Annotated in this window: 20 protein-coding genes; 9 read left to right on the top strand and 11 right to left on the bottom strand. The window is 37.6% G+C overall.

Translation table 11 applies throughout. The features are described from left to right. Nucleotides 1-16 precede the first annotated feature (16 nt). Both IW22_RS00395 and IW22_RS00390 read left to right on the top strand, forming a co-directional pair. The gene (locus IW22_RS00395; RefSeq protein ID WP_034723792.1) at nt 17-772 is read left to right on the top strand and encodes a glycosyltransferase family 2 protein; all 756 of its coding nucleotides are present in this window, start codon (nt 17-19) and stop codon (nt 770-772) included. After that, on the top strand, nt 772-1,398 hold the full coding sequence (locus IW22_RS00390) for a hypothetical protein (RefSeq protein WP_034723272.1): 627 nt from the start codon (nt 772-774) through the stop codon (nt 1,396-1,398). Before IW22_RS00395 ends, IW22_RS00390 begins: the two co-directional genes overlap by 1 nt. Nucleotides 1,399-1,671: 273 nt before the next feature. Here IW22_RS00390 and IW22_RS00385 read toward each other — a convergent pair whose 3' ends face one another. The 7 genes from IW22_RS00385 to IW22_RS00360 form a co-directional block, all read right to left on the bottom strand. Further along, on the bottom strand, nt 1,672-2,904 hold the full coding sequence (locus IW22_RS00385) for a 3-deoxy-D-manno-octulosonic acid transferase (protein ID WP_034723270.1): 1,233 nt from the start codon (nt 2,902-2,904) through the stop codon (nt 1,672-1,674). 5 nt (nt 2,905-2,909) lie between these two features. Next, on the bottom strand, nt 2,910-3,254 hold the full coding sequence (locus IW22_RS00380; RefSeq protein ID WP_034723268.1) for a cupin domain-containing protein: 345 nt from the start codon (nt 3,252-3,254) through the stop codon (nt 2,910-2,912). Next, nucleotides 3,251-3,718, bottom strand: a complete 468-nt coding sequence (locus IW22_RS00375) for a DUF1648 domain-containing protein (protein WP_034723265.1) — start codon at nt 3,716-3,718, stop codon at nt 3,251-3,253. Before IW22_RS00375 ends, IW22_RS00380 begins: the two co-directional genes overlap by 4 nt. Before the next feature lie 17 nt (nt 3,719-3,735). Beyond that, nucleotides 3,736-4,452 carry a C40 family peptidase gene (locus IW22_RS00370; protein WP_034723263.1) on the bottom strand — a complete coding sequence of 239 codons (717 nt, stop codon included), beginning with the start codon at nt 4,450-4,452 and terminating at the stop codon, nt 3,736-3,738. A gap of 83 nt (nt 4,453-4,535) precedes the next feature. After that, entirely contained in the window at nt 4,536-5,183 is a 648-nt protein-coding gene (locus tag IW22_RS00365) for an O-methyltransferase (protein WP_034723262.1), read from the bottom strand. 407 nt (nt 5,184-5,590) lie between these two features. Beyond that, nucleotides 5,591-5,743, bottom strand: coding sequence for a CCPGW family putative bacteriocin (locus IW22_RS24275; protein ID WP_165571850.1), 153 nt, complete (start codon nt 5,741-5,743; stop codon nt 5,591-5,593). 628 nt (nt 5,744-6,371) lie between these two features. Continuing rightward, on the bottom strand, nt 6,372-7,205 hold the full coding sequence (locus IW22_RS00360) for an OmpA family protein (protein ID WP_034723259.1): 834 nt from the start codon (nt 7,203-7,205) through the stop codon (nt 6,372-6,374). Nucleotides 7,206-7,295: 90 nt separating this feature from the next. On the opposite strand from IW22_RS00360, the gene tilS reads away from it, so the two are divergent. The 5 genes from tilS to IW22_RS00335 all read left to right on the top strand — a co-directional run bounded on the left by tilS (nt 7,296) and on the right by IW22_RS00335 (nt 13,257). Further along, nucleotides 7,296-8,615: a tRNA lysidine(34) synthetase TilS gene (gene tilS / locus IW22_RS00355; RefSeq protein WP_034723258.1), complete on the top strand. Its 1,320-nt coding sequence runs from the start codon at nt 7,296-7,298 to the stop codon at nt 8,613-8,615. Further along, nucleotides 8,612-10,678: a protein-disulfide reductase DsbD family protein gene (locus IW22_RS00350; RefSeq protein WP_034723256.1), complete on the top strand. Its 2,067-nt coding sequence runs from the start codon at nt 8,612-8,614 to the stop codon at nt 10,676-10,678. The genes tilS and IW22_RS00350 overlap by 4 nt, the downstream gene beginning before the upstream one ends. Before the next feature lie 273 nt (nt 10,679-10,951). Then, nucleotides 10,952-11,470 (top strand): biopolymer transporter ExbD, encoded by a 519-nt coding sequence (locus IW22_RS00345; protein ID WP_034723254.1) that lies wholly within the window; start codon nt 10,952-10,954, stop codon nt 11,468-11,470. A gap of 111 nt (nt 11,471-11,581) precedes the next feature. After that, the gene (locus IW22_RS00340) at nt 11,582-12,364 is read left to right on the top strand and encodes an alpha/beta fold hydrolase (RefSeq protein WP_034723252.1); all 783 of its coding nucleotides are present in this window, start codon (nt 11,582-11,584) and stop codon (nt 12,362-12,364) included. Between the two features lie 71 nt (nt 12,365-12,435). Continuing rightward, entirely contained in the window at nt 12,436-13,257 is an 822-nt protein-coding gene (locus IW22_RS00335) for a patatin-like phospholipase family protein (protein ID WP_034723250.1), read from the top strand. Between the two features lie 17 nt (nt 13,258-13,274). Here IW22_RS00335 and IW22_RS00330 read toward each other — a convergent pair whose 3' ends face one another. Then, a complete protein-coding gene (locus IW22_RS00330; RefSeq protein WP_034723247.1) occupies nt 13,275-14,273 on the bottom strand; it encodes a DHH family phosphoesterase in 999 nt (332 codons plus the stop codon). Nucleotides 14,274-14,508: 235 nt separating this feature from the next. On the opposite strand from IW22_RS00330, the gene rpmH reads away from it, so the two are divergent. Both rpmH and IW22_RS00320 read left to right on the top strand, forming a co-directional pair. Beyond that, complete coding sequence (gene rpmH, locus IW22_RS00325) at nt 14,509-14,667, top strand: 50S ribosomal protein L34 (RefSeq protein ID WP_034701860.1); 159 nt, start codon at nt 14,509-14,511, stop codon at nt 14,665-14,667. Nucleotides 14,668-14,821: 154 nt separating this feature from the next. Continuing rightward, nucleotides 14,822-15,532 (top strand): cell division ATP-binding protein FtsE, encoded by a 711-nt coding sequence (locus tag IW22_RS00320; protein WP_034723244.1) that lies wholly within the window; start codon nt 14,822-14,824, stop codon nt 15,530-15,532. 87 nt (nt 15,533-15,619) lie between these two features. Here IW22_RS00320 and IW22_RS00315 read toward each other — a convergent pair whose 3' ends face one another. Genes IW22_RS00315 through IW22_RS00305 form a run of 3 tightly spaced genes read right to left on the bottom strand, consistent with a single transcriptional unit; the run spans nt 15,620 to nt 18,355 of the window. Further along, nucleotides 15,620-16,315 carry a tRNA1(Val) (adenine(37)-N6)-methyltransferase gene (locus IW22_RS00315; RefSeq protein WP_034723242.1) on the bottom strand — a complete coding sequence of 232 codons (696 nt, stop codon included), beginning with the start codon at nt 16,313-16,315 and terminating at the stop codon, nt 15,620-15,622. Further along, on the bottom strand, nt 16,315-17,769 hold the full coding sequence (locus IW22_RS00310; RefSeq protein WP_034723240.1) for a sensor histidine kinase: 1,455 nt from the start codon (nt 17,767-17,769) through the stop codon (nt 16,315-16,317). Before IW22_RS00310 ends, IW22_RS00315 begins: the two co-directional genes overlap by 1 nt. 1 nt (nt 17,770) lies before the next feature. After that, nucleotides 17,771-18,355: a riboflavin synthase gene (locus IW22_RS00305; RefSeq protein ID WP_034723238.1), complete on the bottom strand. Its 585-nt coding sequence runs from the start codon at nt 18,353-18,355 to the stop codon at nt 17,771-17,773. Between the last annotated feature and the right edge of the window lie 7 nt (nt 18,356-18,362).

The raw sequence follows: 18,362 nt of genomic DNA, 5'->3' as shown, positions 1-18,362 counted from the left end.
CCCAGTAAATACGCAAATGAAAGACCTGGTCTCCATCATCACTCCCTGTTATAATTCTGCTGAATTCATCGAAGAAACGATACAGTCTGTTTTAAACCAAACCTATGAAAACTGGGAATGGCTGATCACAGATGATCTTTCCAAAGACAATACCGTAGATATTATAAAAAAATACAATGATCCACGGATAAAACTGCAGGTCCTTGAGAAAAACGGCGGCGCAGGGAATGCGAGAAACAACAGCCTGGAAAGAGCTACAGGACGATATATCGCCTTTCTGGATTCCGATGACTTCTGGTATCCCGAATACCTGGAAACCATGACTGATTATATGCAGGAAAACAATGCAGAATTGGTTTACTGTAACTATTCAAGATGCAATGAACAGCTGCAGCCTGTTTTAAAGGATTTCTTAGCTGACAAGGTCGTCACTTTTTCCAATCTTCTTAAAACCTGCAGACTGGCACCGGTTTCTACGATGTATGATACCAAAAGAGTCGGGAAATTTTTATTCCCGGTAAAAAGCAAAAGAGAAGATCACGTGATGTGGCTTAATCTTTTAAAAGTAATTCCGGAAGGAATGCCCATCAATAAAACACTGGCCAAGTACAGGATGCGTGAGAACAGTGTTTCCCGAAAGAAAAAAAACATCATCAAAGATCAGTATCTGGTCTATAAAGACTTTATGGGATTTTCTACTGTAAAATCTCTTTATTACACAGCCAATTGGGCGGTTAACGGATTTCTGAAATATTCTAAAATATTCAATTAATGGAGTACTCAAAAGAGTTTAAAGCAGCTTTGAGTGCTTTTTCAAACGTAGAAAAAGACCGTCTTATTTTCAGATTGCTGAAAAAGGATAAACTTTTGTCTAAAAAACTGTATTTCGAACTGATTGATCAAGAGACTACAGACGACAAGAGAAATGCCATGGAAGACAATGTTGCCGAAAAACTTCTTCTGGCGTCTAAATATGTAGGAAATGCCAAGTATTTCATGAGCACAGTCCGAACCGTGAGCGCAGACATTACTGAGCACGTGAAAATAACTACGGATAAATTCGGGGAAGTCTCCCTGAACATTTTACTGGTCAACAGAATTCTGGATTCAAACGAAGACCTCAGCAGACAAAGGTTTGACAACGTTTATAAACTCTATATTTACATCATCAATAAAGTATTCAAGGCATTGGTTTTAACGAAAAAACTGGATGAAGATTACTGGATGGAAATCGATGAACTCCTGAGAGACACTCACCAAAAAATTTCTGAAAATCATTATTTGCAGAAGCTCTGTATCAATAATGGTTTAGACCTCAACTGGCTTGAATCTGAAAATATTCCGGATGACATAGACCAAATCATGAAGGATACGAAAAGCCAAGGGTTTTTGAGATAAAAATTTCAGACACGAGACTTTTGTTGGGTTAAGAATGTCAATGGTCAATTTTGCTTCGCAAGTGAATGGTGAATCTTGAAATAGATATGAGATTTTAGACATCAGATTGCAGACGCTAGACTTTTTTTCGGTTTAGAATGTCAATGGTCAATTTTGCTTCGCAAGTGAATGGTGAAAGTCTCTTACCTAAAACCCAAAACCCTCAAACCTCCTACTCTCAAACCCGAACCCCGAAACTCTAAAACTCTCAAACACTCCTACCCTAAAACGCTCCTACTCTAAAACTTTTTGTAGAATGAGTTGAGTTGCATCAGGCTTGCCATCAACGAACTTTCGGGCATTGTCTGACATTCCCTGCAGTTCTTCCTCATTATTAAAGAGAAACAACACAAAATCTGCCGCCGCATATTCTTCGGTAAAAGACTTTCCGCCTTCTGCTTCAATCAGGCCGTCTGCTTCAGGATTTTTTCTGTAATGATTTCCAAAGATCACAGGTACACCGAATGTTGCTGCTTCCAGAATATTGTGTAATCCCGCATCATGAAAACCGCCTCCTACAACAGCCACATCGGCGTATGAATAAAGTTTTGACAACAGGCCGATGCTGTCGATAACTAAAACCTGATATTCAGAAACTGGAAGCTCAGCATTATTTATAGCGCTATACAGTAATGCATCTGGGAAAATATTTTTTAAATGATCTACTCTTTTCAGATCATGAGGAGCAATGATTAATTTTAAATCCGCATTCATTTTAGAAATGGTGGCTGCGATTTTTTCCTCCGCCTGCCATGAACTTCCGAAGACGATCGCCTGACGATTTCCCAGAAACTCTGAAATAAAATCTACATGATTGTCGCGTACTCTCAGCTGCTTTACCCTGTCGAATCTTGTATCTCCCGTTATTGAAGAATTACTGAGTCCGATACTTTTGGCCAATGCAAAAGAAAATTCCGTTTGGTGAAAAAACCAGTCTACATTTTTTTTGAGCTGCTTGACAAACCATTTCCCGTAGGAAGTAAAAAACGCCTGTCTTTCATAGAACAAAGCGGAGATCACATAGATCTTAGCACCGTGTTGTTTCAGCTCAGCCAATAGATGATACCAGTAATCATATTTAACAGTGAAAAACAATTCGGGATCAAACTGGGATATAAATTCTTTTATAGTGGTCTTTTTATCGAAAGGAAGATAACAGATCACATCGGCGATATGTTTCTTTTTTACTACATTTTCATAACCTGAAGGGGAAAAGAAGGTCACAAGAATCTTATGACTCGGGAATTTTTCTTTCAGTTTTTCCAAAACTGGAAGTCCCTGCTCGTATTCACCGAGGCTGGCTGCGTGCATCCAGATCACCTTATCTGATGGCGAAAATGTTGCTTTTACCTTATCTAAAGACTGTTTTCTTCCTTCAACTCCTTTTTTAGTTTTATCATTAAACAAAGAGAAAACTTTCATTCCGAAAATGAGAAGACTGACAAATATGTTGTATAGGAATGACATCTTAATTATTTTTCAATTTCTATTCGGTCGTTATGGGTAGACGGACTGGAGATGACAAGAAATTCCAGATCATCCTGAGATTCATTGGAAATACAGTGTTTTGACTGAGGCTGAATGGAAATACTTTCTCCCGCCTTGACAGAAAACTTTTCATCATTAATATCAAATACCGCTTGTCCTTTTAAAATATAAAAAACCTGTTCTGCCATTTCATGGAAATGCAGTTGTTCAGCAGTGCCGGTGGGCATCTTTTCCTGTTTTACGGAAAAATTGCGGGAATCATTCAGAACCCAGCTGTCACAGCCGTTTCCCCAAGTATAATGCGTTGAATTTTCTTTAGATTGTATCATTTGAATATAGCTACAAGAATGAATACCACGATAAGGCTTCCGATGACGGATAAAATAGCTGTAGATAACGGAACTCTAGGCTTCACGTTTTCATCAAAGGAGTACCGGAACATATAATCCTGGCCGTTCATAAAGATCAACATCACCAAGACAAACAGCCATCTCAGAAAAACTTCCATAATGAGGAACTGGGCATATTTATTCTTATCCGTAATATCGACGGGAAAATTGGCCGTTTCAGGATGTCTTAATGCGTAGGCAAAAAAACAAAATAAGGCGGTTCCCATAACCGGAGTGATAAAAGAATATATTTTGCTTCCGAAGTTATCTGCCTTTCCGTCAAAATCGAAATGGACAGGAATTCTTTTAGGAAGAGCTTTGTAATGTTTCAGGGTAAACCACCAGAAAAAAACCAGCAATCCGAAATTAAAAATATCAAAGGCTGTAAAAATAATATTCTCCATTCCGACCGTATTTAAGGCTAGAGCATGTTTTTAATCACTCTCAGCTTATGCGTATGTTTATTCATTTCTTTGTTAAAGATCCCTGTAGAATCAAGAATATCTATCCTTACTTTTCCTGAGGCATGAATGATCCTTTGGTTATCCAGCATAATTCCTACGTGAATAATTTTCCCCTCCGGATTCTCAAAGAAAGCTAAATCTCCAGGCTGGCTCTCTTCAACGAAAGTCAAAGGTACACCAACTTCTGCCTGCTGATAAGTATCTCTCGGCAATTTTATATCATGAATTTTATAAACGAGTTGTGTAAACCCGGAGCAGTCTACCGCAAAAAAACTTTTGCCACCCCATAGATAAGGCACATTAAGGAATTCCTTCGCTGCCAAAGCAATACTTTCGCGAAGATCATGACTTCTTCTTGAAGCCACTACCGGAAATTCTACCTCAGATCCCATTGAAAGAAGGGTTTTCCCATCTTTCATCAGTACTGATGAAAAATCCTCAGTCACTACGGTTACTTTTCTTTTGGCCAAATCCTCGTCTGTTACAGATCTCAGCTGTTTGGTATCCATCCATCCTTCATATCCGTCATAATGCATCTTTATTTTGGTCCAGTTTTTATTCACTTCCAAAATATCAGCGCTTTCTCCAAACAATATTTCCGTAACAATTTCCGCCTTGTCAGAACCTTCTGCGCGGACCGGTGCTACTGTAACGTTACAAATTCCTTTATTCATAATTTTTTAGATGATAGATTTCAGACAACAGATTTCAGATTTACTGAAGTTCGTCTGATATCTGTTGTCTTGTATCTTGTGTCTTACTTTCTTCTCAGAAAATTCACTCCATCACGCAAAGGTAAAATAAGATTTTCAAAATCGTCGTCTTTTGCGATCAAATCATTCAGTTCTTTGATGATCTGAGTGGATCTTTGTTTTGGATTTTCTTCCAGTACTTTGCCGTACCACAAAACATTATCAAACATCACCACGGAACCGGATTTTGTTCTGGGCTTAATCAATCTGAAATATTCTGCATAATTCTCCTTGTCGGCATCTATAAAGATAAGATCAAAAGTCTGATCAGTTTCTCTTAAAAATTCTTTAGCGTCCTGAAGTTTAAAATCAATCTGTCCCGCGAATTCACTTTCTTCAAAATATTTCTTGGGAAGATAAGCAAGATCTTCATTAACGTCCAGTGTAGTTATTTTCCCATCTTTAGCAAGGCCTGCTGTCAGACAAAGAGTCGCATATCCAGTAAAAGTTCCTATTTCAAGTACATTTTTAGGCTGAATCATTTGGGAAACAATCGTCAGAAGCCTGCCTTGCTGATATCCGGATATCATATGCGGCTGCGTAGTTTTCTGATAAGTCTCTCTTCTAAGTTTTCTCAGAATTTCAGGCTCTGAGGAAGCATGTGTTTCCAGATACCTGTCCATTTCAGGATTCTTTTCTTCAAAAAAGCTCATACAATTTTAATTTAAACAAATTTAATCATTTTAAAATTCGGATCACATGCAAAACTTGTGGAGCAGATCAAGTTTTTTTTTTATTGATTCTGATAAAGGTCACGAGTATATCTTGATTAAAAAAAATTCACGCTGATTAATCAGATCATGCAGATGTTTACGTTTATTTATCCCGTATAAAATCTTTGATTTTTGAGAACTTATGTGACCTTCCTATTTTCATAGTATTTAAACTTCAAATAACTTAAGTGTTTAAAAAGCTTTTGTGAATTTTGAGGTTGATATTTTTTAACCACAGATTTCACAGATATTTATGTTGAGCAGGTAGCTTGGGTTTTATAGAATGCCAGAGCATCAAAGAAAAAGGAGAGAAATTAATCCCTCCTTTCTCTAATATATGTGCTCTATTATAAGGCTATACAATACTCACCCGGTGAACCGCATACCCAACCCGGGCAACAGTCTCTCGTTACACGACAAATGATCTGGGGGTTACAATCTCTGATAGCTCCCTGTACTTCTTTCATTTGTCCTCTTGACATTTTTTTTAAATTTTTCATATTTTTTAGTTTAGTATTAATTTCCTACTCTTTAAGATTTTCGGATACCTCTCTATTTTATTTCTCTTTTCGGAGACTTAAATATAAGCATTCTTTTAAAATAAATAATAGAATTAATACAAACTGCTGATTACGTACTACATTAACCTGATTTGGAATATGAGTTTTTTTAATAACAGTTAGATAATCCCGCTCACCGTGTCAAGGTTCGGAACCTTGAAATGGTTAAATAATTAAAAATCAGAAATTTACACGCATTTCATCCTCGCAAAAGAAAGCACCATTTAAACCAAAATTCATGATTCCGGGAAAACCACGATGCAAAATACCGGGAAAATACGGATATGTTTGTGTTGAACATAGTTATACATTTGCAGAGAACAAGGGGTAAAAACACTAAGAAAAAAAGGAAATGAATGTAGGGGAAAAACTAACTAACACTGAGAATCAGAAGACCGCTGGGCCAATAGGCAGAGCGGATTCTTCGCGAAAAAAAACTAAGACACAAATATCCAATTCATTTTTTCAACGGATTATTTCATTATTGAAAAAAGAAGAATTAATTTGATTAAAAAAATAAATCCCGAATTGCTTCGGGATTTATTTTTATGGGTATGTTTGGTTTAAATTACTTCTTAGGAGTAATGTCCATCAATTTCATAAACTCATCCAGTTTAGGCATGATAATGATTTCCGTTCTTCTGTTTTCCGCTCTTCCGGAAACACTCATATTCGTTGCTTTAGGATTGTATTCAGAACGTCCACCTGCCGTGATTCTTGCAGGATCTACTCCGAACTGTGTCTGAAGAACCTTCGCAATTGCTGTACCTCTCAATGCAGAAAGATCCCAGTTATCTCTCGGTAAATTAGGAGAGCTTAAAGGTGCGTTATCTGTATTTCCTTCAATCAGGACAGAATATTTATCGTAATCATTGATCACTTTAGCTACTTTACCCAATACTTCCTGAGCGGTAGGCTGAATGTTGTAATCTCCTGTCTTGTAAAGCATTTTATCAGAAAGAGAGATCATTACCACTCCTTTCAATACTTTTATCTGTACGTCATCATCCGCTACATTATCAAGAGATCTTTTAAGCTTGTTAGACAATGCCAAGTTCAGACTGTCATTTTTAGCATTGTTTGAAATCAACTGTTTGATATAAGAGTTGGAAGCATTGATCTCTCCAACCAGTTTATCAATATTCGCTGAACTTTTACCCGTATTTGAAAGACAGGCATCCAAAGATGATTTCAAAGCATCATGCTGGCTTTTTAAAAGATTATTTTCCCCTGACAATGCAGAATTCTGAGACTTTAAATCCTGGATCTCTCTTTGTCTTTCGCCAATATTTTCAATACACTGCTTATAGTTTGAACTTAACGCATCGTACTGCTTTTTGGAGACACAAGAGGTCAATCCCAACGCCATTGCAGAAACTGCTAAAATTTTAAAAATCTTCATACGTAATCATTTTTAGACGAATCAAAGTTAGGAAAATTCAATTGAACTATATGCATTATCTTTGTACGAACGAAATTCTCAACAAACGTTTTGGAAAAAATCAGTTTTAAAAATCAGCTTGAAAACCTTGTTCAAGCCCCGGAAAATCACCGCTATCTTTTGGCCGTGAGCGGTGGTGCCGATTCTATGGTTCTGGCCTCTTTTTTTCAGGGTTTGGGGCTAGTTTATCAGATTGCCCATATCAATTATAAACTCCGTGGTGAAGATTCGGATCTTGATCAGAAGACGGTTCAGGATTTTTGTGAGAAAAATCATATTCCGTTTCACCTGTATGAGGTTTCGGAAAAAGATAAAAAACCGGAAAATTCTATTCAGCTTTGGGCCAGAGAACTTCGTTACCGTTTTTTCAGGGAAATTCAGAATCAGGAACAGCTGGAATTTCTGGTGACTGCCCATCATCTGAACGACCAGCTGGAAACTTTTATCATTAATCTTTCAAAAGCTTCAGGAATCGACGGACTGAGTGGAATTCCAGCTGACAGCAATCACACGCTCCGTCCCCTTCTTAGTTTTTCAAAAAAAGAAATCTATGAATATGCTGAAGAAAACGGGATTGATTTCCGGGAAGATCTTTCCAATAAAAAAAGTGATTATTTAAGGAATAAAATCAGAAACGAAATCGTTCCCAGGCTTTTAGAAACGAATGACCATTTTCTGGACAATTTCAAAAGAAGTTCTGATTACTTAAATCAAACCAAAAATTTTGTTCAAAAGCAGATTGAAGAGATAGAAAACAGCATTTCTACCTTTAACTTAAAAGAAAAAATTATATCAAAAGAAAAGCTGAATAATGAAAGTGATTTTGTAAAATTTGAAATTCTAAAAAAATACGGTTTTAAAAAAGAAGAAGAGATTAAAAAAATCTTCTCAGCTCAAAGTGGGAGCACTTTTTTTTCCAGCGATTATGTATTGATTATCAACAGAAATGAATTAATTTTAGCCGGGAAATCTGATTCAAAAGAAGAAAAAGAAGAAATTCTTCTGGCTGAAAACCTGAGTCTTTCTGAAAACGAAACTCACATCAGCCTTGATGACACCATTGAAAACATTGAAGGAATCAATAACTGTTTTGAATGGGATTTTGATGCTGAGAAACTGCAACTTCCACTGCGTTTAAGAAAACAACAGAATGGAGATGAATTTTATCCTGCGGGTTTTTCAGGGAAAAAGAAAGTTTCTAAATTTTTTAGGGACGAAAAATTATCTATTTTAGCGAGGCAAAAAATTTGGATCCTGTGTGATGGCAACAATTCCGTGCTCGGAATCATACCACTAAGACAGGACAGACGATACGCAAAGGATGAGAAAACGAAAAGTATTCTCAAAATTTTTAATGAAAAGAAAAAATGAAATTTAGAAACTGGTTTTTAGTAGTGCTGCTCTTTTTAGCGGCAGGAATTAATGCACAGATCAAGAATCCTGTAAAATTTAAGTTCACCATCAACGATTTGGGGAACAATCAATATGAAGCTGTTCTGAACGCTACGATGGAAAGCGGCTGGCATATTTATTCCAAAGACCTTCCGGAAGATACTGGAATCCCTACCGAATATAAAGTTTCAGGGAAGAATATTGAACTGATTGGAAAATTTACTGAAGTCGGTAAAAAGCATGAGGAATTTTCGGAAGCTTTTGGCGGAACGATTGTTTTTTATTCCAACTCGGCCGGTTTCAAGCAGAAATTCAAATTAAAAGACCCTACAAAACCGGGTGATGTGACTTCTGAAATTACATATCAGACATGTGACGACAGAGTGTGTCTTGCACCGAATACATTAGAATTCAACCAAAAAGTAACCCCGAAAGGAGCTGTTGAAGAAACGGCAGAAGAAAAAACTGAAGCTACAAAAGATTCAGCGAAAACGATAGAAACTGTTGCTGCCACTCCTGCTAAAGGAGAAGTAACCGTTACCCAAACTTCACAATTAGATCCCAAGCAGCTAAAAATAGCGACCATTGATTTCCAGAAGCCTTTAACGGATTGTGGAACTGCTTCTACGAAAGTTGACGAAAACTACTGGACATATTTATTCTTAGGATTTGCAGGAGGTTTAATTGCCTTATTGACGCCGTGCGTTTTCCCGATGATTCCGCTTACGGTTTCTTTCTTTACAAAAGGAAGCAGCAACAAAGCAAAAGGTAAAAGAGATGCACTGATCTATGGATTTTTCATTCTTTTGATCTTCGTATTATTAAGTGTTCCATTCCACCTGATTGACGGGATTGCAGGGAATATTTTCAATGAAATTTCTACCAGTGTCTGGCTGAATATCGCCTTCTTTATCATATTTATTTTCTTTGCAGGAAGTTTCTTCGGATACTATGACATTACGCTTCCAAGTTCTATTGCTAACAAGTCTTCAAAAGCTGAAGAGGCTGGCGGACTTGTAGGTATTTTCTTCATGGCATTAACGCTGGTTATTGTTTCTTTCTCATGTACCGGTCCTATTCTGGGCGGTTTATTAGGAAGTGCGGTTACAGGATCTTCCAATGTTCCGATGCTGCTTACCTTTGCATTAGCAGGGTTTGGACTGGCATGGGCTATCGTATTCGGTTTGCTGGCTTTATTCCCGCAAGCTTTAAAGAGTCTTCCAAAATCTGGAGGATGGATGAATACGGTGAAAGTGGTTCTTGGATTTGTAGAACTGGCTCTGGCTTTAAAATTCTTATCTAAAGCTGACCTGGTATCTAAAACATTCCTGTTGAAAAGAGAACTTTTCATTGCTATCTGGATCGTAATTGCATTGGGACTGGCTTTATACTTATTCGGAATTATAAGATTTCCGCACGATGATAAAAAACCTAAGATTTCTATTACGAGAAAGATACTGGGAGCATTGGGAATCGGTTTTGTGATTTATCTGATCCAGGGATTAATTCCTTCTGAGCGTCCAAAACTTCAGCTACTAAGTGGTATTTTGCCTCCGTTGAACGTCAGCTATTTCCATGATGAAAAAGACGGTATCCTCGGAATGCACCCTGAACATGATTTCTTTAAAGCCATTGAACTTGCTAAAAAGGAAAACAAACCGATCCTCATTGACTTTACCGGCTACGGCTGTGAAAACTGTAGGAAGATGGAGGAATTCGTCTGGAGCGAACCGGATATCTTACCAATCCTTCAGAATGATGTGGTACTGGCTTCTTTATATGTAGATGACAAGGAAGAGCTTCCGGAAGATCAGAAAACCAAAATCGATCTTGGTGACGGACAGATCAAAAAGGTAAAAACGATTGGTGACCGATGGAGCTTATTCCAGCAGGTGAATTTCAACAACAATTCCCAGCCGCACTACGTTCTGATCACACCGGACGGAAAAGTAATCAACACACCGGTTTCCGGATATATGCCGAAAGAGGATTTTAAAAAATTCTTAGAATGCGGAGTTAATTACTACAAAACAACGAAGTAAGATTACTTTAAATATCATAAAGTCTTATCAATTAATTTTGGTAAGGCTTTTTTTTGCATCCCAATATAGACAAATACAATATAAACCCTTAAACTATCATAAAACATTATGAATTTATACACCCATCAAAAGATTTAATGTTAAATTATAATTGATTTTAGATTTTTTATATCATTTAAGAAATTTAGGTACAGACTTTGCATCGGTTCTTCCGAATCACGATGAATTCTAGACGCTTCATCAAGTACCGTTTAACATTTAAAATTATGAATTATGGCTGAAGTAATTGCACAGGAAAAGCAGGGCGGCAAGCAAAAGAAAAAATTAATCCGCGTGGATATGACCCCAATGGTAGATCTGGGATTCCTACTGATCACCTTCTTTATGTTCACTACCAATTTTACAAAACCTAATGTAATGGATCTGGGACTACCAGCAAAAGGAACTCCACCAAGCGGACCGGTTGTTATGGATCAAAGAAACCAGGTTACCTTTATTTTAGGAAAAGACAACAGAGTGTTTTATCACCAGAGCAACGAGAAAGATCTTAATTCCGGAAACCTGAAAGAAACAGATTTCAGTGGGGTGAAAATATCAAAGATTATTTCTGAAGCGTACAAAAACGCTCCGAAACCTGAAAATTTCACAGTGATTGTAAAACCAACAGATGAAGCCAACTATAAGAACTTCGTAGATATTCTCGACAATATCGCGATCTCTAAAAAAGAAAGATACGGCATCACTGATATAAAGCCTTGGGAAAAGAAAGTGTATACCGAATTAACCCAATAAGACAGAAGAGCATTTTCAGAATGCTCTTTTTTTATTTACATTTGAAGATACAATTGATTTCAGACCGATATTGTCTGCTGAAATATTTTTAACTGTTATAAATTTAAGATCATGCTGAATTTCGAAAGAAAAGGAAACGGGAAAGAAACTTTGGTGCTGCTTCACGGCTTTATGGAAAACCTTTCTATCTGGAGCGATATGGAACCTCATCTTTCCGATCATTTTTCACTGTTGAAAATAGACCTTCCCGGTCATGGCCAGTCTGATATTCTGGCGGAAGTTCACACCATGGAACTGATGGCTGATGAAGTGAAAAAAGTTTTAGACCATGAAAAACTAAGTAAGGTACACTTGCTGGGGCATTCCATGGGCGGCTATACCTCACTGGCATTTGCAGAAAAATATCCTGAGACCCTTAAAAGCCTTACGCTATTCTTCTCAACCTATTTCGCCGATGATGAGGAGAAAAAACAGCAACGGATCAAAAGCTACAGAATCATTAAAGACGCTTTTACCCATTACGCCAAAGCCGGCATTCCCAATCTTTTCAATCCCAATGAAAGAGATATTCTGGAAGGGAAAATTGAAATTGCCCTTGCCACCGCCCTTTCTACAAACAATATGGGAGCTCTTGCCTGTGTAAAAGGTATGGTGGAACGAACGGACAAGAAACATATCATGGAAAATCTTGAGTCCAAAATTCTGATTTTAGCCGGGAAACATGACAATGCCGTAAAAACGGATATGATGATCAAGCATCTTCCGGACAGAACCAATATAAAATCCTATATCTTAGACTGCGGACACAATGGACATTGGGAGAAACCGTCTATCTGCGCAGAAATCATCAACACAGAGCTTCTGCATAATCTTCCCAAAAAGCTGGTTCTGTAGATAACCTGCAGCTAGAATCTTAGTCTCTGCATATCGAAATTTCTTGTATATTAGTAGGGATAATTATCTCAATGGGTTTATTCTCGTTCAAAAAAAAGACACTTCCGAAACCTCCGGTTATCGGACTTACGCTTTCCGGCGGAGGAATGCGTGGAATCGCCCATATCGCGGTACTGAAAGCACTGGAAGAATACAATCTGAAACCACAAATCATTTCAGGAACCAGCGCGGGTTCTATTGTCGGGGCTTTTTACTCTTTTGGAAAATCGCCGGACGAGATGATGGATATTGTAAGAAATACCACCTTCTTCTCAAGGTCTTATCTGAAGCTCTCTAAAAACGGTATTTTCAGCTCAAATTTCATTTTAAAACTTTTTAATGATCATTTTCCTGAGAATGACTTTAAGATTCTGAAAATCCCTGTTTACGTTACAGCCACCGAAATGACCCATGGAATTGTGGACTTCTTTTCTGAAGGAGAACTTTTTGGACCCCTGCTGGCTTCATCAAGTGTTCCCTTTGTTTTACCCCCTGTACGAATTGGTGAAAAAATATATGTGGATGGTGGCGTTCTTGACAACCTTCCCATTGAACCAATTATTGACAAATGCGATTTTTTAATTGCTTCCCATGTCAATTCCATAAGCTACGACGAACTGAAAAAGATGAGTCTGATGAAAGAGTTTGACCGGATTCTCCATTTAGCCATCGCCAAATCGGTTTATTCCAAAGTCAAGTCCTGTGATATTTTTTTAGATCCTCCCAAAATGACAAAGTTCAGCTTATTCAGCAAAAAAAATCTGGACATTATGTTTCAGGAAGTTTACGAATACACCTGTCAGGAACTGGAAGAGAAAGGATATAAAAAAGGCTCCCAACCTGAGAGCCTGTAATATGGTTTGATCCGTAATTACGAATTTTCAATAAAACGTTTAAAATCTTCAATGGTACTTTCAAGTGAGCCCAAAGATTTTCCACCTGCCGCATTGATGTGTCCGCCTCCGTTAAAGTACTTTCTGGAGAACTGGTTCACATCTACATCATCTTTACTTCTAAAAGAAATTTTGATAAAATCGTCGTAAAGATCTTCCATAAAGAAAGCAGCCATTTTCACGCCGGCAATACTCAGCCCATAGTTCACGAAACCTTCGGTATCTCCTTTCTGGAAACCATATTCCTTAAGCTCGTTTCTGGTTAGTGATAAAACAGCAACTTTACCATCATTTACCACTTCTATTCTTCCCAATACGAGAGCAAGAAGATGAAGACGGGAAACCGTATTCGTATCCCATGTATTTGAAGTGATTACGGAAGGATCAGCTCCTTTCTCAATTAAATTAGCAATAATTCTATGCGTAGTGGCACTCGTAGAACGGAAACGGAAACCACCGGTATCGGTCATAATCCCGGTATAAAGACATTCTGCCATATCCTGATTCACCAACGCTTCATCCCCCATAGCTTCAATAAAATGATAGATCATCTGGGAAGTTGCAGGAATTACAGTATCAGAATAAACAAAATCAAACTCCTCAGGCTGTTGGTGGTGATCGATAAGAATTTTCTTAGCTCTCGCCTTCGTCAGCCATTCTCCTAAAATACCGATTCTTGAAGGCGCATTGAAATCAAGACAGAAGATCACATCTGCCCCGCTGATCAGGTCAAATGCATATTTTCTTTTGTATTCCCCGATGATCACTTTTTTGGATTCCGGCATCCATTTCAGAAATTTCGGAAAATCGTTCGGTACAATTACTTCCGCAGGAATTCCTTTTGCTCTTAGGTAATGCTTCAGTCCCAAACTGGAACCTATAGCATCTCCGTCCGGATTGTAATGCGTAAGGATAACGATCTTGCTTTCAGGCGTAAATAATGTATTGATATCTAAAAGTTCTGTTGGTGTAAACATCGTGTGCTTATTTTTCTTTAAATTTGAGTTTCCAAAGATAGAGCTTTTAAATAAATCATCTCAATGTAATTTCTATACCCGGATTTCTTTTGTGTCTCGGGGTTTATGAATAAAGGGATCAAAAACATTTCAAATATTTTCCAAAAAAAGATAAGGAAAATTTGTAACTTTTAAAAATTTCTATATCTTTGCAACCTGAAAATTAATAGATTAATTACGATTTAAATATATAGTAATGAGTAAAAGAACATTCCAGCCATCAGAAAGAAAGAAAAGAAACAAACACGGTTTCAGAGAAAGAATGTCTACGCCAAACGGTAGAAGAGTTTTGGCAGCAAGAAGAGCTAAAGGCAGAAAGAGTTTAACTGTTAGTGCTGCGCGCGCTAAGAGATAATATCTCGGATATCATATACAAATCATGCTTGAAAAGAAGTTTTTCAGGCATTTTTTGTTGTTAAAATTTCCTAAAGTTTAGGTTTTTTAAGCTTCTTTTTTCTATTTTTAAGATCTGAAAAAATATTTTAGAAATAGCCCCATAAAATTGAATTATGCCGCATACAAATATCTCCGGAGATAATATTATAAGCTTACAGAACGCAAAGATTGCGCAAAAAAATTTCACTGTTCTTTCTGATGTTAATCTTAACATTAAAAAAGGCAGATTCTGCTACCTTATCGGAAAGACGGGTTCCGGAAAAAGCTCACTGTTAAAGACGCTTTACGGACACATTCCTTTAGCATCCGGACATGGCGCTGTGGTAGGTTTTGAGCTGGCTAAGCTGAGACCTTCAGACATTCCCAACTTAAGAAGAAAACTAGGGATTGTATTCCAGGATTTCCAGCTTCTTTCGGACAGAACGGTTGAGAAAAACTTAAAATTCGTTCTTGAAGCTACAGGATGGAACGATAAAGTAAAAATGGAAGACCGCATCAACGAAGTTTTGGGAAGCGTGAATATGAAGAGTAAAAAGCACAAAATGCCGCATGAACTTTCAGGTGGTGAGCAACAGCGTATAGCCATTGCCAGAGCTTTACTGAATCACCCTGACCTTATCCTTGCCGATGAGCCTACCGGAAACCTTGACCCTGAAACATCCAATGAGATCATGACCCTTCTGAAGCAGGTAGCCCTTGAAAACGGAGCTGCTGTAGTAATGGCAACTCATGATTACCATATGATCCAAAACTTCCCTGGTGAAGCCATCAGATGTGAAGACGGAAAAGTTTCTGTGCTGGATACGGCTGAGTTATTTGAATAAAATTAAAAAATTGAGAGATTGAGAAATTACGATATCCTGATCAGCTGAACAGTCACCAACTAATTTCTAACTTCTAATCTCTAACTTCTATTTACCAAAGACATGAAACTCCTTAGTGAGTTCAAGATATGGGTCCGAGTATTGTCTCGGACTTTTTTCTATCACGAAATCAGACTCCTGAACTTGCATTTCTGCCAGTAAAAATTCAAGAACTAATCTTTTCGTTTTAGAATATTCTATCCCTTTGATATTGATTCTACGCTTCAAAAACAATTGATTTTCTAAAGCTATTTTAATAAAGTCGTCTCCAGCTTCAGCAGGAATAATAACTGACAAAATACCCTGATCGTCTAAAAATTTTACTGAAGCTACAATAAGCTGTTGGAAATTCAACTCTACGGTTTGGCGGGCAATTTTATCTTTCTCAGACCCGGATTCTTCGAAATAGGGAGGATTTGAGACAATCAGATCAAACTTCTTTTTAGTCTCAAAAGTTTTAAGGTCCTGGTGAATATTTTTCAGCCTTGAATGAAAAGGAGAATGTTCAAAATTCATTCTGGTAAGTAAAACGGCATCTTCATTAATATCCAGGCCAAGAAAGCTGGCCTTTGTATTTCTTTGAGCAAGCATTAACGAAATCAGGCCGGTTCCTGTTCCTATTTCTAAAACTTCTGATGCATTTTCCACATCAGCTAAAACACCCAGCAATACTCCGTCTGTCCCTACACGGAAGACGTTTTTTGACTGTTGAATTTCGAAATGTTTAAAGGTAAAAGGCTTCACTATAAATTCGTAGGCAGTGTAATGGTAAATGTAGATCCCTTCCCTACTTCAGATTTCACCGCGATTTCTCCTTTATAATCCTCGATCATCTTTCTGACCATCGAGAGGCCAAGTCCCATTCCGCTGTTTTTAGAAGTAAAATTAGGTTCAAATATTCTTTCGTACATATTTTCAGGAATCCCTATTCCGTTGTCCTGTACGGAGATCATAACCCTTCTCTGATGCTGTTCCACATCTACATTGATGATCAGCTTACGTTCATCACTTTGGGCCTGCTTAGCATTGGTCACAAGGTTCGTAATGATCCTGGAAAGATAAATCCTGTCCATATTGATCATGATATTCCCTTTATTGGAATGCATAAAGATACTGTCATCATTGAAAACACGCAGAATATCTTCTACTTCGGTATTCAGATTAATGACTTCATTATTTTTTTCAGGAAGCTTTGCAAATTCTGAGAACGCTGAAGCCACAGTAGCAATCAGATCGATCTGATCTACCATTGTTTTGCTCATCTGCTTTACCCTTTCTCTGATATTCGGATCTTCCGGATCAAATTTTCTTTCAAAGTTCTGGATGGTAAGTTTCATGGGCGTAAGGGGATTCTTCACCTCATGAGCCACCTGTTTTGCCATCTCTCTCCAGGCTTCTTCGGATGCTTTGAAACGCAATCTTTCTTTCTGATCCTGAATCTGAAGAATCATCCTGTTATAAGCTCTTGCCAGCGCATTAAGCTCATCATTTTTATAGTATCTGATCGGACGCATTTCATTTTCAAACAATGTAATACGGGTGATCATATCAGAAAATTTAGTGATATTTTTTGCTAAACTGTTTGAGGTTACCCAGCTTATCCAGATACTGAAAAGGATCAGGAAGATATCTACCAGTAAAATGTATTTGATATACTGGTGAAGAACATCCAGATAGGCAGATTCATTATGATACAAAGGAATATAGACAATTCCTATAGGTTCCAGTTCATTGTTTTTTAGCAAAAGATATGACGAGGTGCGTCCCGCATCTTTTTTCTTATCATAGCCTTTGATATCCACTCGTGAGTCGGTAGACAGAATCTTATTCACGATATGGATAGGAATCGTTTTCTGATCAATAAGGCTTTCGTCTTTATTGGAAAGAAGATAATTCCCTTTCAGATCATAGATTACAATATCGTGCTGGTTGATGTCCGCTATCTCAAAAATCTTGTTCCCCAATACCATCGGGAGATCTTCCGTCTCCACGAGAGTACGGCTTACTGCATAGTCAAGGTATCTCATCACAGCATTCGTCTTCTCCTGCATATCAATATTGCTTTGCTGCAGAGAATTATTCCTTAAGACAAAATAGGGAACGAGCGATGTAGCGACAACACTTAAAAAACAAACGAGAAGGAATCCGAAAAACACCCGGTTCCTTAAACTGTATCCTTTGTATTTACTTATCGGCATCCTACTTTTTAATTAACCTAGCAATATACTTACCAATGATGTCAAATTCTAAATTAACCTGATCTCCGATTTTAAGATGCTGCATATTGGTAAACTCCCAGGTATACGGAATAATGGCTACAGAAAACTGAGTATCTTCACTTTTCGCCACCGTCAGACTGATTCCGTTTACCGTAATAGAACCCTGCGGAACCGTTACAAAACTGCCGTTATCTTCATATTTAATGGTAATAAAATAGCTTCCGTCTTTATTTTCAATTCCTGCTACTTCACCGGTTTTATCTACATGACCCTGTACAATATGTCCGTCCAGTCTTCCATCCATCTTCATGCATCGCTCAAGGTTTACGACTGTACCTACATCCCATTTTCCAAGATTGGTCTTTTCCAGTGTTTCATTGATGGCTGTTACTACATATTGATCATCTTTAATCTCAACAACTGTCAGGCAGCACCCATTATGAGCCAGACTCTGGTCTATTTTCAATTCGCTGGTAAAAGGACATGTTAGGGTGAAATCTATGTTGCTTCCTTTTTCTTCAATCTTTTCAATAACGCCAACTGCTTCAATAATTCCTGTGAACATATTATTT

Origin of the sequence: Chryseobacterium sp. JM1 (assembly GCF_000737715.1) — a bacterium.
Lineage (GTDB): Bacteria > Bacteroidota > Bacteroidia > Flavobacteriales > Weeksellaceae > Chryseobacterium.
This window is presented reverse-complemented; position numbering and strand designations above follow the sequence as displayed.